This window comes from Pseudoalteromonas sp. 2CM36K, assembly GCF_023161865.1.
Classification (GTDB): domain Bacteria; phylum Pseudomonadota; class Gammaproteobacteria; order Enterobacterales; family Alteromonadaceae; genus Pseudoalteromonas; species Pseudoalteromonas tetraodonis.
Genome location: NZ_JALNTK010000012.1, coordinates 39,715 through 52,642 on the forward strand (window position 1 = coordinate 39,715; position 12,928 = coordinate 52,642).

Below are 12,928 nucleotides of genomic sequence, written 5' to 3' on the forward strand. Positions count from 1 at the left end.
TGTTCCTTTAATTAGCAATTAATGTGCGTGGCCGCAACCACCTTCAGCATGAACATGGCCGTGAGAAATCTCTTCGTTTGTTGCTTCTCGAACTGAGACAACCTCAACATCAAAAGTCAGCGTTTTACCAGCAAATGGGTGGTTTAAATCACAATCAGCATTAAAGCGGCCTACTTTTACAATGGTTACTTGGTGGCGACCTTGGTTTGATTGCACCATAGCAGTCATGCCTGGTTTCCATACTTTTACATCACCTTGAAGGTGCTTAAGCGGAATGCGCTGAATTAAGTCATCAACACGCTCACCGTATGATTCACTTGGAGATAACGTAACGCTAAATTTATCACCAGCGGCTTTACCTTCAAGTGCGGTTTCTAAACCTGGAAGCATGCCTTTGCTGCCGTGAATATAACTTAATGGCGCGTCGTTTAGGCTGCTTTCGATTTGTTCACCCGCTTCGCTTAGGGTGTAATGAAATTCAACGGCAGAATTTTTACTGATTTGCATGCTTGTCTCTTTGAGTTTTAAATTAATTAAAGGCAATTTTACGCGAAATACTGCGCTTTAGAAACTTAACGTGAATGATTTAATGTATTTTGTAAGTCGAGTAACAGGTCTTTTTTCGCCGGTGTAGTTTTAGGTGTCGCGGCTTGAGGTATAAATAAAACCAACTGAGTCCCAGGTTTTAATACGCTTGAGGCAGATAATTTATTCCAACGCGCTAAATCGCTATGAGCAACGCCGTATAACTGACTTATATTCCAAAGGTTATCACCGGGTTTTACGTGGTAATCTACCTCGATGGTTGGAATGATTTGCTCTTTTTGTTCTAGATAAGGGCTTATTTTATAGTTAATAGTGAGCGACTCAGGCAAAGTTTGCGGCTCCCCTAAAATAAGCTTTTCGCCAACGCCAATAAAGTTATTTTGCTTATTATTGAGCTGTTTTAATACTTCTAAAGGCAAGCCAAAATGCCTAGCAATACCGTACAGCGTGTCATTTTTCTTAACGATGTATTCGCCTGCAAAATTGGCTTTAAAAAAGCGGTTCTTTAATAAAGCTTGTTGCTCTATAGGTAATAACAGAGTGTGCGGTCCATGGGGAGAGCTTTGATTTTTTAAATAACCCCGATTAAGGGCATGCAATTGTTTGGCGCCCATGCCAGAGAGCTTGGCCATAACTGAAAAATCAAACTGTTTTGCCACATTTAGCGAGGTAGTCAGTGCTTTATAAGGAAGCTTTGGCCGTTTAAAATTTGCCTTAGGGTGTTTCACTAAATAGCTCAGTGCTAATAGTTTTGGTACATAGTCAGCGGTTTCTTTTGGTAGGGTTAGTGCCCAAAAGTCAGTTGATTTACCTCGTTTTTGATTGCGTTTTATAGCGCGCTTAACTCGGCCTTCACCGGTATTATAGGCCGCAAGTGCATGTAGCCAATTACCATCAAAACGTTTATTTAAATAGCTTAAATAATCAAGTGCCGCATCGGTTGAGGCTAATATATCCTGGCGTCCGTCATACCATTGATCTGATTTAACCCCAAAATGATGCGCGGTTGCTGCAACGAGTTGCCACACTCCCACAGCGTGCTCGCTTGAGCGTGCGGTAGGTCTAAAGCCACTTTCTACAAACGGTAACAAGGCGAGCTCCATCGGCAAGCGCTTTTGCTCAACTTTTTTTACAATATGGTATAAAAAAGGCGCTGCACGTCGAGACACTATTTTTAAATAATTAGGCTGTTTTAAATACCAGTTAATGCGTTTTTTTAACGCCTGATTTTGCTCAACCGGTAAATGTAAGTTATCAGCAATATGTGCCCATAACTCTGTGGGTTGAGCTATTTCAGGGGCTTTGGCTGTGGCTTTTTTATTAATGACTTTGTGAGTGTTTTTAGAGGTCGGCGTATTTGATAATGCCGGTTTTGACTCTACAGGTGTGGGAACTGCAGGCGCAATGATCTCTGGCTGAGTGGTTTTACAGCTGCATAGCAATACAATGGCAAAGCATGAGATCAAGTGACGCATTTTGTTCCTTTTTAAAAAATATATTTCCATATTTTAACACAATCCATTGTGTTCAGTTATTGACTGTTTTTAGCGCGAAGTAATCCCGATTGCAAAAATAAGTGACTTGATTTTATATCAAGTGGTTCTTGTTGATAGGGTTTTAGTGCCTCGCTAGGGAAGTTTTTTTGTAATTGCTCAATACTGGCTTCAGGGTTGTTTTTAACATGCTCCGTAATTGCTTCTAAAAACGTGAGTGACTGTTTTAGTTTAACTTTATCGACTAAATCGCCATGTCCAGGAATAAAAAGTGACAGCGTATTATTATTTATATATTTTTTTAATAAGCGTTGCCATTGCTTAAGCTCGCCATGCCCAGGGTAAGGTAACCAATCGATGATATCACCACCAATTAAGGTTTTACCTTTGTCGGCAAGTAGTGTTAGATCGCCATTGGTATGTGCCTGATGCGGGTTTATAGTGAGTGTATAGCCACCTAAATCTAACGTTTTAGATTCACTAATACTCATTTTTGGTGGTGTTAATTGATAGTCTTGCCAGCGAAATAAGCGCTTTTTAGCGCGGGTAAGCTTTTCTCGCCATTGAACTTGCTCAGCATCGGGTAAGGTGGATAATCGTTGATAGCTCAGCTCAATGCTTTTCTCGAATCCCTCTAGCTTGTCTGTTAAGGCTTGCTGGTAAAGCGAAAAGTCGTTAGCGACTTGTTGATGAGTAATAAGTTTTGCGTCTGGGAAGTAATGCTGCATAACCGCCACCCCCAGTAAGTGATCGTCATGAAAGTGGGTTGCAACTAAATAACACAAAGGCGTCTTTAGGCGTTGTTTTAGCTCGGTTACCAGTTGTTCTACCACCGCAAAGTTACCACTGGCATCAACGAGTAATGCACATTCACTGCCTTCAATTAATACTTGGTTAGAATCGTAAAAACGAAGTCTTTCAGGTTGCTTAAGAAATTGAATATTAGCTGACAACGGTTGCCACTCAATTGCTGCCTCGCTTTTTGTTTGCATAAGCAAGCAAATTAAAGGCAGTAAGCACTTACCTATTTTTTGAGTTTTACTTAAAAATGGTTGCATCTTTATTTCTAGCTGTATTTTTGACGGTAAAAACAATAAAAGCGCAAAATGCGCTTTTATTTAGTGTGCTCAGAGTTCGAGCTTAAGTACTGACTCAATTTATCAATCAGTTGATCTTGATATTCAAGCTCAACTGATTTTTGAGTTTTCGCTTCAAGCAATTCGTGGCTTAAATTTAAGGCAGCCATAAGTAATGCTTTTTGATCGTTTCTGACTGTTGAACGTTGTTTCATTTGTTCAACTAAATCATTCAGATTTTTGGCGGCCGCTTTTAGTGCCTCTTCTTGCCCCGCAGGACAAGCAAATTGCTGCTCTTTACCAAGCAATTCAACAGTGACTCGCTGGTTTTGCAGCTCAGACATTAGCTTGCCTGTTGCGCGCTTTGTAATTTATCTAACAATGATGACAAGGTGGTACTTGCATCTTTTTGTTTTTCTTCATTTTCAAGGGCTTCTAACTGCAATAACTCATTTTCATCAAGTAGCTTGCTGTTTTGCTCTTTAAGCTCTGTAATATCAGTTTGTAACTGATTATTACGGGTAATTAGTTGGTCGATCAGTTGTTCGAGTTGTTGAAGAGTGTTGTTGTTCATAAATGCGCTCATATAACTGTAATTAATGTCATGCAAATGTAAAGCAAAGTGTGTTTATTTGCCAGCATTTACGCTGGTTTTAGGTGATTTTTATTCTATGTTAAGGGATAATTCACGCTATTGGCTTTTTCATTCAGAAGCGGTTCACGTAAACCCCCGCTTTTGCTGGTATCGACTGTCAAAGTAGTGTGCTTATGGTTCACTGATTTTATTAAATAGCGTATGGTGAAAATAAATAATGCTTAGTTACAGACACTCCTTTCATGCGGGTAACCCTGCCGATGTACTTAAACATTTAGTGTTAGCGCAAGTACTGGGTTATCAAACAATTAAAGATAAGCCGCTTGACTATATTGATACGCATTCGGGGGCTGGTTTTTTTGAGCTTGCTGCGCCTGACGCGCAAAAAACCCAAGAGTACCAAGATGGCATTGAAAAACTGTGGCAACATACTAGCCAACACAGTGCCTTAAATGACTACATTGAGCTAATAAAATCATTTAATGAGAGCGCATCGCTGGCGTTTTACCCAGGCTCACCAAAAATAGCCGAGCACTTTTTACGCCGTCAAGATAAGGGCTGGTTTTTTGAGCTGCATCCGCGAGATTTAGTCTTACTTGAAGAAAACATGCAAGGTAAGCGCTCTATTCGTGTACGCGGCGAAAATGGATTTGCAGGCTTAATTGGTTTGTTACCGCCAGCTTCGCGCAGAGCCTGTGTGTTAATAGATCCACCTTATGAAATAAAAGACGATTACAATACGGTAGTACAAACCATTGTTAAAGCGCATCAACGTTTTGCAACAGGGACTTACATGATCTGGTATCCGGTTGTGGACAGAGAACGTATTGATAATATGGAGCAGGGTTTAATTGACGCGGGAATTAGAAATATTCAATTATTTGAATTAGGTACCGAAGCCGATACAGATGTACATGGTATGACTGCCTCTGGAATGATAGTGATAAATCCACCCTGGAAATTAAAACAAGCAATGGATGACGTGCTACCTGAACTAGTAAGCTTGTTGAGTAAGCCAAGTGGCTTTTATCGCAGTGAGCAGTTAGTTGCCGAATAAAAATAAATAAGCCCAGTTTAACTGGGTTTTATACTGTTCTGCTTAGATGCGGAGTATTGTTACGCTTAATTAAAAGTAAACAGCGTTAAAGGTAGCAAGTTGCTTGCCTGCCTCATTTTGTAATACTAATTTTTCACCGTTAATTTGCCATTGTGTTGCTGCTTGCAGCACACCCGCCATGGCACTTTCTTGTTCCATATTTTCATGACACATTTTTTGCGTGGTAGCTAACTGCGTAAAAGTAACCGTTTGCTTCGATACTTCATAACCGCCATTAAAGTTATTGCACCCTAAAAAACCGTGCACAGTGTCGTCACTATTAAATTGAATAAATGGCTCTTTAGTATTCACTTCAACGGGATTGCCGTCGATTGAAACGGCTTTGAAGTAGGTATTTACTAAGTCAACGTCTGGCTTTGGCGCTACTTTTGAAACAATAATTTCTAAAGGCTCTGATGAGGCCGTATTAGCAAAAGGCGAGTTACTTGTTGTGCTGGTGTATAGTAAGTTTCCTTGATTATTAATGGTTGCGCGCACGCTGTAGCGATGGGCTGGATCAATTTTTTCAAGGTTGTATTCAAGCTCTACTTTATACGGAGGTGCGCCTACTAAATCAATTACCTGCTCAGAAATAACGGTTGCTGCTACATCCATTTTTGACACATCAACCAAGGTAACGGTTAGCTGTGAATTAGGCGCTAATAGGCTGCGATCTAGGTAGCTAACTTGTACTGGTAGAAAGGCTGTTGTTTGTTTCACAGCACTATTTTGCTGTGTGGTGTCATCGTTACATGCGCTAAGCATAAGAGTGCCACTTGCTAAAAAACATAGGCCTGCAACAGACTTTAAGATTGCGTTTGGCTTTGGTGAGAACATAACAGTTCCTAGATATAATTACGGATATAAACAATAGCATACGGCTAAGTTACTTAATCATCGCTTAACTTGTAAATACAGCCAATACAGAAAGTTGAGATATAAAAAAAGACGCTAGGCGCCTTGATTCGTTACTTATTTTTTAACGTATTTAGTTAAAATTACAATACGTTGTCCATCAACACGCCCTTCAATATGTTCTGGGTTGCTGGTTAAGCCAATATTGCGCACAGCAGTACCGCGCTTTGCCGTTAAGCTGCTACCTTTCACATCTAAGTCTTTTATTAAGGTGACGGTATCGCCAGCTTGTAGCACTACGCCATTACTATCAATGTGTTTAATATCATCATCTTCAGCAAGCGCTTGCTGAGCCCATGTTAATGTGTCTTCTTCAAGGTAAATCATATCAAGTGCGTCTTGTGCCCAGCCATTATCGGCTGCTAGTCGTATCAGCATGCGATAAGCAACAACTTGTACCGCCGGTGTTTGGCTCCACATGCTGTCATTTAAACAATGCCAATGAGTAGGAGTTAAATCGCGGGTGCCCTCAATTTGATCTTTACATGTTTGACAGGTGTAAATGCATTTATCTGAATGAGCTTCGGTAACTGGAGGTACTTCGTATACAGTTAAGTTATCTGTTGCTGCGCAGAGTTCACATTTATTGTTGCTACGCTCTATTAAGGCTTGTTCAATGCTCATATTAGGGGCTCTTGAGAGTTTATAAAAAATTTATAAACACATTATACCTTATAACCATAACCTTTGGGTATGCTCAGAGCGGCTGATAGCAGCAAAACCTTATAAAAAATAAGGTTAATAAAGGTTTTTTATTTTATGAATATAAATTGTAACTCTTCACCAAGACAAACTATTTTCTAAGGATCATTTTTAGCTATTTGCTGATCCTGCCAGTATGCCAAGCTAGAGCGATTACCCTATCGCTCTAGCTTTAATGAATTTAAACCGCATAAATATCACTGAAATAGTTGAGCAAACTAAAACTCAGTTACAAGAAAATAAAACAAGCAGCGGCACTGGTAAAGTCATCGGGCGCAGAAGGTATCATCAAAGCGGCATTACAAAACCCGCATCAAACTTTGCATGTTGATGAGACTGGCATTAATATTGGCGGTAAACGGCGATGGCTTCATGGTGCATCAACGACTTGGTGGACTTATTTTTATCCTCATGAAAAAAGAGGAAAAATAGCGATGGATGAGGGCGGTATTTTACCGCACTTTACCGGTGTGCTATGCCATGACCATTGGAAGCCATATTATCAATATACCCAATGCCAACATGCATTATGTAATGCTCACCACATCCGAGAATTAGAAAGGGCTTGGGAGCAAGACGGCATGCAATGGGCGAAGGATATGCAAACCTTACTTAAAGAAATGAATAAAGCTCAAATAGATAATCCCGACCTAGATAAAGGGGCTAAACAGAAATATCGTGATCAATATCAAAAAATATTGCTTCAAGGTGACGTTAAATGTCCACCACCAGATAAAAGTAGCCGAGTGAAAGGTCAGCGAGGCCGATTAAAGCGAATCCAATCTCGCGCATTATTGGAACGACTAAGAGATTATCAAGATGATGTTTTACGTTTCATGATGAGAACTGGCGTGCCATTTACCAACAACCAAGGCGAGAATGATATTAGGATGACCAAGGTTCATCAAAAAATACCGGGGTGTTTTAGAAGTAGGCAAGGAGCTGAAATGTTCTGCTTGCTGAGAAACTATTTATTGACTTGCAGAAAACAATATGTATCTGCAAGCCTAGCCCTTGAGTTATTATTCAAAAATCAGCTGCCTGATATATTCATTTCAGATGAGGCTGAATAGTTACAAAAGCTTTTTATTTTAGGCTTAGTTGCTTGTTTTATATTCGAATTAAAATTGCAGCAAGTCTTTAAAGTTTCACTATACTGGTTAGGTATAACAATAAAATAACGTTTACATCACTGCAAAACAGGAAGGGTAATGCCAAATAATCCAGACGTAAAAAATTCATCTATTTTGGTCACTCAATATATTGCTAGGCAACCCATTTTTCATGCAGATAGAAGCATTTTTGCCTTTGAGTTACTTTATCGCGATTCAGTTAATAATGCCTTTCCTGCGGGAACAACCGACGGGCAGGCCACTGGGCGACTTTTTTTTAATGCGTTAATGCTGGTTGGGGTGGAAAAGCTGGCGCTTAATCAGACCGTGTTTATAAACCTATCTAGCGAAGGGCTTTTAGAGGATTTACCTACATTATTGCAGCCTGAAAATACTGTAATTGAAATTGTTGAGCGTACTGAAAATATCGAGCTTGTTACTCAACGAGTAACTGAGCTAAAAAAAGCAGGGTATGTATTTGCGTTAGATGATTATGACGCGCATAAAAAATGGCAACCTTTGCTCAATTTGGTTGATTATATAAAGCTTGAAGTAGAAGAGCCTATAATAAAAACCACCATGCTACTTAAAAAGCTCAAACGCAATCACCCAGAGGTTAAAATAGTGGTAGAGCGAATTGAAACCTATGACGAATTTAGGCAGCTTAAAGAGGCAGGGTGCGATTACTTTCAAGGATTCTTTTTTGCACAGCCAGAAATGCTCAGTTACGGTAATGTTGAGCCGTTAAAAATGGCGGTTTTTGATTTATTGCGCTGCACATCTCGTCCTGACTTGGATTTTAATGAAATTAATCAACGTATTTCTAAAGATGTGGGTTTAACCGCACGTGTTCTCAAACTAGTTAATGCTCGCTCTGCTAATAAAAATTTAGTGATTACGTCAATTCCACAAGCGGTTGTGTATTTAGGGGAAGATTCTATTAGAAAGTTTGTACGAGTACTGGTGCTGAGCGAACTTGGCTCAGACAAGCCTAGTGAACTTACTCGTTTAGGCTTATGTCGAGCGCAGTTTATGCAAATAATTTTAGAGCCTGGCGGAAAAGTCATTGCAGAACAAGGTTATTTAGTCGGCTTAATGTCGGTGCTTGATGCTATTTTAGATATGGAACTGGAAGCTATTGCCAAAGAGTTTAGTTTAGGGGCTGAATTATCTGGTGCACTTTTAAGTTTTGAAGGCATGATGGGTAATTCATTGCATTTAGTCAAAGCGGTAGAAGAAGATAACTGGCAAATGGCTAAAAAGTTGTTAGAAACTATTCGCCCAGCCTCGAATATTGAGACCGTATTTAGCGCCATGTTGGATGCACGCCAGTATGCGGATGAGTTATTAGCCACCATTATTGAACAAGACTAACGCAAAGCGTTTGGGTATGATTGGCACATATTGATTTTACTTAGTACAACAGCATGCGTTTATTTTTACCTATCACGACTATTTTAATAGCCTTAGCTTTATTAATCCCCGGGGTGACTCAGCCAGTGCTGAGTATGGAAGGCAAAATTGATAAATCTAAACTTGCTCAAGCCGGTATTGAAATGCTGGCAGATGAAGGAAATCAAAACACCCGCAATATGCTAATGATGATCTCGAGTATGTTGGGATTAGACAAACTTGAAGGCGAGATCAGCGCTTATCAAAAAACGCGCAGTATTTGGGGCACCGTCAACGAACTGGCCGATAACAAAAACTACTTAGTGGCGATATTAGTGGCGTTTTTTTCAATAGTGATCCCAACAATTAAGCTGCTGCTTCAATTGTTTTATTGTGCACTGAAGGAGACTTCATTTAAGTACAAGCTTGGTAAAGTGATAATTGGCTTAAGTAAATGGAGTATGGTGGATGTGTTTGTTATTGCATTAATCGTGGCTTACATGGCTGGTAATGCAAACGCGAACTCAGAAGACTTACTAAATATGCATGCTGAGTTTGGTACTGGTTTTTGGTATTTTACCGGCTATTGCCTGTTCGCTATTGCGGCTAGTAGCTTGATAAAGCCAGTGGTAAAAACCAGTTAATTATTGAGTTTTAAACGCAGTTACCATAAACTTTAAATGTCTATTTATTATTAGGTTAATTCATTGCAACGTATTTACTGTATTTTACTCACGCTAACTTTGCTACTCACTTTTGTGGGTCAAGCCGTTGCGTCTGTATCTATGGTATGTGATGTGCCGCATATGAACATGGCAACCCATGCATCGATGCAGCATAGTGAAATGGCGATGAGTGACGACACTGATACAACAACCATGTCTATGGATTGCTGTAGTGAGCAAAGCACGTTAAGTCAAGATTGCAGTTGCCCGATGAGTGCTTGTAATTCGCATTCGGCCTTGCATGTAAACTCGCTATTTATAGCTTCCAAATTACCCTCTGAAAAAGTGCACCTTGCTGTCATGCAGCGCAAACCTAATTTTGCACGATCTCTTTATCGTCCTCCTATGCCTGCATAACCGCAGGATAGGTGTGTTTAAAATCTAGTCATTTAGCTTTTTGTCATCTATCTGCTTAAAAAATTAATCGTTTTTTATTTTTGAATTTTAAGTGGAGCAAGTGATGAATCACTTCGCAGTATTAAAAGCTGTTTTTGTGAGCAGCTTATTGAGCATTAGTCTCTCTGTACACAGTGTTGAGCTGAGTTTAAATGAGGCAATTAACTATGCCTTAAACCATGAGCCTTGGCTTAAAGCCAGCAAACAAAAACAAACATCAATTGAAGCAAAAAGTATTGCCGCAGGTACCTTACCTGATCCGGTACTCACGCTAGGGTTAATGAACTTACCCACTAATGGTTTTGCTTTTGATCAAGAGAATATGGCCCAATTTAAAGTAGGAATTAGCCAATCGTTAAGCCGAGGCGATAGTTTGGCATTGCAGCAAAAAGCACTGTCTCAGTCGGCTGCGGCAGAGCCTTGGATTCGTAAAGATAGGCTCGCGCAGGTAAAAACCACAGTGACCGAGTCATGGCTCAATGCGTTCAGAGCGCAGCGAACTATTGCACTTATTGAGCAGGACAAAGCCTTGTTTACTCAGCTAATCGATATTACCGAATCAAGTTATGTAAGCTCGGTGGGTAAAACACGCCAACAAGATATTATTCGTGCGCAATTAGAGCTAACCCGCCTTGAAGATAAACTAATGCAACTTGATCAACAGCTTCAAGGTGCTAAAAAGCGGTTAACACAATGGTTGCCCATCGACATGCTAAGCCAGCCTGTTGGTGAGGACTTTTCACAGGTTTCAGCGTTAAAAAACTACACGGAGTTAGAGTTTCAGCAATTAATGGCATTGCTATTAAAGCACCCCGCTATTATGGCGATTGATAATGCAATAGAGGCAAAGCAAACTCAAATCAGTGTGGCTGAGCAAGGCTATAAACCGCAAATTGGTGTGAATATGGGATATGGTTATCGTGATGATATGCCAATGGGGGGCTCGCGAGCAGACCTTTTCTCTGTGGGAGTGAGTATCGATTTACCGCTATTTACCGACAATCGCCAAGATCAACTCGTTAATGCCGCGATTGCTGATAGCGAAGAGGCAAAAACTCAAAAATTAATTGCCCTTAAAAAGCTACAAGGAATGTATTTTAAGGAAGTCAGCCAACTAACACGATTAAGTCAGCGAGCAGCGCTCTATAAAACTAAATTATTGCCGCAAATGGCCGAGCAATCCCAAGCGACCCTTAATGCTTTTACCCGCGATGATGGTAATTTTTCGGATGTGATGCAAGCGCGGATCAGCGAATTAAATGCCAAAATAGACGCACTTAATATTCACGTTGATCAAAAAATTATTATTGCACGGTTAAATTATTACGCCAGTGCTGATGACGCCAACTTAAAGAACTTAACACAGCAGGAGCTAACCTATGAATACTAATTTAAAATTGTCATTGGTGGCTATATGCAGTGCAGCGCTGACGGCCGGGGTGTTATTGAGCTTGCCAGCTGAGCACACTATGCCAAGCGATAACAAAACCAGTAGTAAAAAAGAGCCGCTTTATTGGGTGGCACCAATGGACAGTAATTATCGTCGTGATGAACCGGGTTTATCACCTATGGGTATGGATTTAGTGCCTGTTTATGAAGAGTCAGACAGTGGTGAAAATGAAGGCCCTGGCAGTGTTAAAATTTCACCTACCGTGATTAATAACTTAGGTGTACGCACGGCACCGGTGGAGTTTGCAGTGCTGGAAAATGAAGTCAACACGGTAGGCTATGTACAATATAACCAAGATCAGCTCATTCATATTCACCCGCGGGTAGAGGGCTGGGTAGAGACATTGTATGTGAAGGCCGCGGGCGATCAGGTTAAACAAGATGAGCCACTTTATACCTTGTATTCACCGCAATTAGTCAATGCCCAAGAAGAGTTTGTTTTAGCGTTAAAGCGCAATAATCCGGTGTTAATTCGTGCGGCTAAAGCACGTTTAAAATCGCTTAATGTGTCTGAGGGTTTTATTTCACGCTTACAAAAAAGTCAGCAAGTGCTACAAAATATTACTTTTTATTCTCGCCAAGGTGGCGTTGTTGATGAGCTTAATATTCGTGAAGGGTTTTACGTTAAACCAGATACATCAATGATGAGTATTGCTCAGCTTGATGAAGTGTGGGTTGAGGCTGAGGTATTTGAACGCCAAGCTGAGCTGATCCGTGTTGGCTTACCGGTAACCATGACACTCGATTATTTAAGTGGTCAACGTTGGCAAGGGCAAGTGGATTATATTTACCCTACTTTAGATGCTAAAAATCGTACTTTACGAGTGCGTTTGCGCTTTAATAACCAAGGTCATCAGTTAAAACCAAATATGTTTGCGCAAGTGAGTATTCATAGCCAAAAAGCTGAAAAGCAGTTAATTGTGCCTAAAGAGGCGGTTATTCGCACTGGTAGCCAAAACCGCATTGTAATTGCGCTTGGTGAGGGGCGTTTTAAATCGGTTGAAGTAACCTTAGGGCGAAGCGATGCCACTCATACTGAGATTTTATCGGGTGTTATGGCAGAAGATGAAGTGGTTACTTCTGCGCAGTTTTTAATTGATTCAGAGTCGAGTAAAAGCTCTGACTTTAAGCGTATGCAAGCACCTTCGCACAGCACAATGACAATGAGTGATAGTGCCCCAAGTATGGCTACTGTGAATGGAGTGATTAATAGCATAGACCCTAGCACGCGAGTTATGAATATTAGCCGTGAGGCGATTGAAAAGTGGGGGCGCGGACCTGCAACTATGGACTTTGTGTTAGCAAAAAATGTAACCATTGAGGCGTTTAAGCTAAATGATGAAGTTACATTTACCTTTAGTATTGAGCAAGGTGAGTTTGTGATCCATACAATGACTTCTGTGCATGCTATGCACAGTCAGCACGAGTAGG

At 40.5% G+C, this 12,928-nt stretch carries 13 protein-coding genes and 1 pseudogene; 7 read left to right on the forward strand and 7 right to left on the reverse strand.

Annotation, left to right across the window (positions count from 1 at the left end; genetic code table 11):
* Positions 1-18: 18 nt before the first annotated feature.
* The 5 genes from MTN97_RS08975 to MTN97_RS08995 form a co-directional block, all read right to left on the reverse strand.
* A complete protein-coding gene (locus MTN97_RS08975) occupies positions 19-507 on the reverse strand; it encodes a peptidylprolyl isomerase (RefSeq protein WP_138626688.1) in 489 nt (162 codons plus the stop codon).
* Positions 508-572: 65 nt separating this feature from the next.
* A complete protein-coding gene (locus MTN97_RS08980; RefSeq protein WP_248474210.1) occupies positions 573-2,021 on the reverse strand; it encodes a transglycosylase SLT domain-containing protein in 1,449 nt (482 codons plus the stop codon).
* A gap of 56 nt (positions 2,022-2,077) precedes the next feature.
* Entirely contained in the window at positions 2,078-3,097 is a 1,020-nt protein-coding gene (locus tag MTN97_RS08985; protein WP_248474212.1) for an MBL fold metallo-hydrolase, read from the reverse strand.
* 56 nt (positions 3,098-3,153) lie between these two features.
* Entirely contained in the window at positions 3,154-3,459 is a 306-nt protein-coding gene (locus tag MTN97_RS08990; protein WP_013466007.1) for a cell division protein ZapA, read from the reverse strand.
* Positions 3,459-3,689: a hypothetical protein gene (locus MTN97_RS08995; RefSeq protein WP_008113449.1), complete on the reverse strand. Its 231-nt coding sequence runs from the start codon at positions 3,687-3,689 to the stop codon at positions 3,459-3,461. The genes MTN97_RS08990 and MTN97_RS08995 overlap by 1 nt, the downstream gene beginning before the upstream one ends.
* A 238-nt stretch (positions 3,690-3,927) precedes the next feature.
* On the opposite strand from MTN97_RS08995, the gene MTN97_RS09000 reads away from it, so the two are divergent.
* Positions 3,928-4,767: a 23S rRNA (adenine(2030)-N(6))-methyltransferase RlmJ gene (locus MTN97_RS09000; protein ID WP_036980316.1), complete on the forward strand. Its 840-nt coding sequence runs from the start codon at positions 3,928-3,930 to the stop codon at positions 4,765-4,767.
* A 69-nt stretch (positions 4,768-4,836) separates the two neighbouring features.
* Here MTN97_RS09000 and MTN97_RS09005 read toward each other — a convergent pair whose 3' ends face one another.
* Complete coding sequence (locus tag MTN97_RS09005) at positions 4,837-5,643, reverse strand: META domain-containing protein (RefSeq protein WP_248474214.1); 807 nt, start codon at positions 5,641-5,643, stop codon at positions 4,837-4,839.
* A 135-nt stretch (positions 5,644-5,778) separates the two neighbouring features.
* Positions 5,779-6,345 (reverse strand): alkylphosphonate utilization protein, encoded by a 567-nt coding sequence (locus tag MTN97_RS09010; RefSeq protein WP_138626693.1) that lies wholly within the window; start codon positions 6,343-6,345, stop codon positions 5,779-5,781.
* Between the two features lie 320 nt (positions 6,346-6,665).
* Here MTN97_RS09010 and tnpC point away from each other — a divergent pair.
* From tnpC to MTN97_RS09040, 6 genes and pseudogenes are all read left to right on the forward strand, one after another.
* Positions 6,666-7,496 (forward strand): annotated as a pseudogene (tnpC, locus tag MTN97_RS09015) (IS66 family transposase); the annotation flags it as partial.
* Positions 7,497-7,634: 138 nt separating this feature from the next.
* Positions 7,635-8,909 (forward strand): EAL and HDOD domain-containing protein, encoded by a 1,275-nt coding sequence (locus MTN97_RS09020; RefSeq protein ID WP_036980305.1) that lies wholly within the window; start codon positions 7,635-7,637, stop codon positions 8,907-8,909.
* 53 nt (positions 8,910-8,962) lie between these two features.
* Positions 8,963-9,571 carry a paraquat-inducible protein A gene (locus MTN97_RS09025; protein WP_069439788.1) on the forward strand — a complete coding sequence of 203 codons (609 nt, stop codon included), beginning with the start codon at positions 8,963-8,965 and terminating at the stop codon, positions 9,569-9,571.
* 63 nt (positions 9,572-9,634) lie between these two features.
* Positions 9,635-10,009: a hypothetical protein gene (locus tag MTN97_RS09030; RefSeq protein WP_248474215.1), complete on the forward strand. Its 375-nt coding sequence runs from the start codon at positions 9,635-9,637 to the stop codon at positions 10,007-10,009.
* A 103-nt stretch (positions 10,010-10,112) separates the two neighbouring features.
* On the forward strand, positions 10,113-11,438 hold the full coding sequence (locus tag MTN97_RS09035; RefSeq protein ID WP_248474216.1) for a TolC family protein: 1,326 nt from the start codon (positions 10,113-10,115) through the stop codon (positions 11,436-11,438).
* Complete coding sequence (locus MTN97_RS09040; RefSeq protein WP_069439790.1) at positions 11,428-12,927, forward strand: efflux RND transporter periplasmic adaptor subunit; 1,500 nt, start codon at positions 11,428-11,430, stop codon at positions 12,925-12,927. Before MTN97_RS09035 ends, MTN97_RS09040 begins: the two co-directional genes overlap by 11 nt.
* Position 12,928 lies beyond the last annotated feature (1 nt).

Bases quoted from the DNA above. Each gene is read 5' to 3' on its own strand.
- MTN97_RS09040 (WP_069439790.1), top strand. From the start codon at position 11,428: ATGAATACTAATTTAAAATTGTCATTGGTGGCTATATGCAGTGCAGCG.
- MTN97_RS09035 (WP_248474216.1), top strand. From the start codon at position 10,113: ATGAATCACTTCGCAGTATTAAAAGCTGTTTTTGTGAGCAGCTTATTG.
- MTN97_RS08990 (WP_013466007.1), bottom strand. From the start codon at position 3,459: ATGTCTGAGCTGCAAAACCAGCGAGTCACTGTTGAATTGCTTGGTAAA.
- MTN97_RS09025 (WP_069439788.1), top strand. From the start codon at position 8,963: ATGCGTTTATTTTTACCTATCACGACTATTTTAATAGCCTTAGCTTTA.
- MTN97_RS09020 (WP_036980305.1), top strand. From the start codon at position 7,635: ATGCCAAATAATCCAGACGTAAAAAATTCATCTATTTTGGTCACTCAA.
- MTN97_RS08975 (WP_138626688.1), bottom strand. From the start codon at position 507: ATGCAAATCAGTAAAAATTCTGCCGTTGAATTTCATTACACCCTAAGC.
- MTN97_RS09010 (WP_138626693.1), bottom strand. From the start codon at position 6,345: ATGAGCATTGAACAAGCCTTAATAGAGCGTAGCAACAATAAATGTGAA.
- MTN97_RS08995 (WP_008113449.1), bottom strand. From the start codon at position 3,689: ATGAACAACAACACTCTTCAACAACTCGAACAACTGATCGACCAACTA.
- MTN97_RS09005 (WP_248474214.1), bottom strand. From the start codon at position 5,643: ATGTTCTCACCAAAGCCAAACGCAATCTTAAAGTCTGTTGCAGGCCTA.
- MTN97_RS09000 (WP_036980316.1), top strand. From the start codon at position 3,928: ATGCTTAGTTACAGACACTCCTTTCATGCGGGTAACCCTGCCGATGTA.
- MTN97_RS08985 (WP_248474212.1), bottom strand. From the start codon at position 3,097: ATGCAACCATTTTTAAGTAAAACTCAAAAAATAGGTAAGTGCTTACTG.
- MTN97_RS08980 (WP_248474210.1), bottom strand. From the start codon at position 2,021: ATGCGTCACTTGATCTCATGCTTTGCCATTGTATTGCTATGCAGCTGT.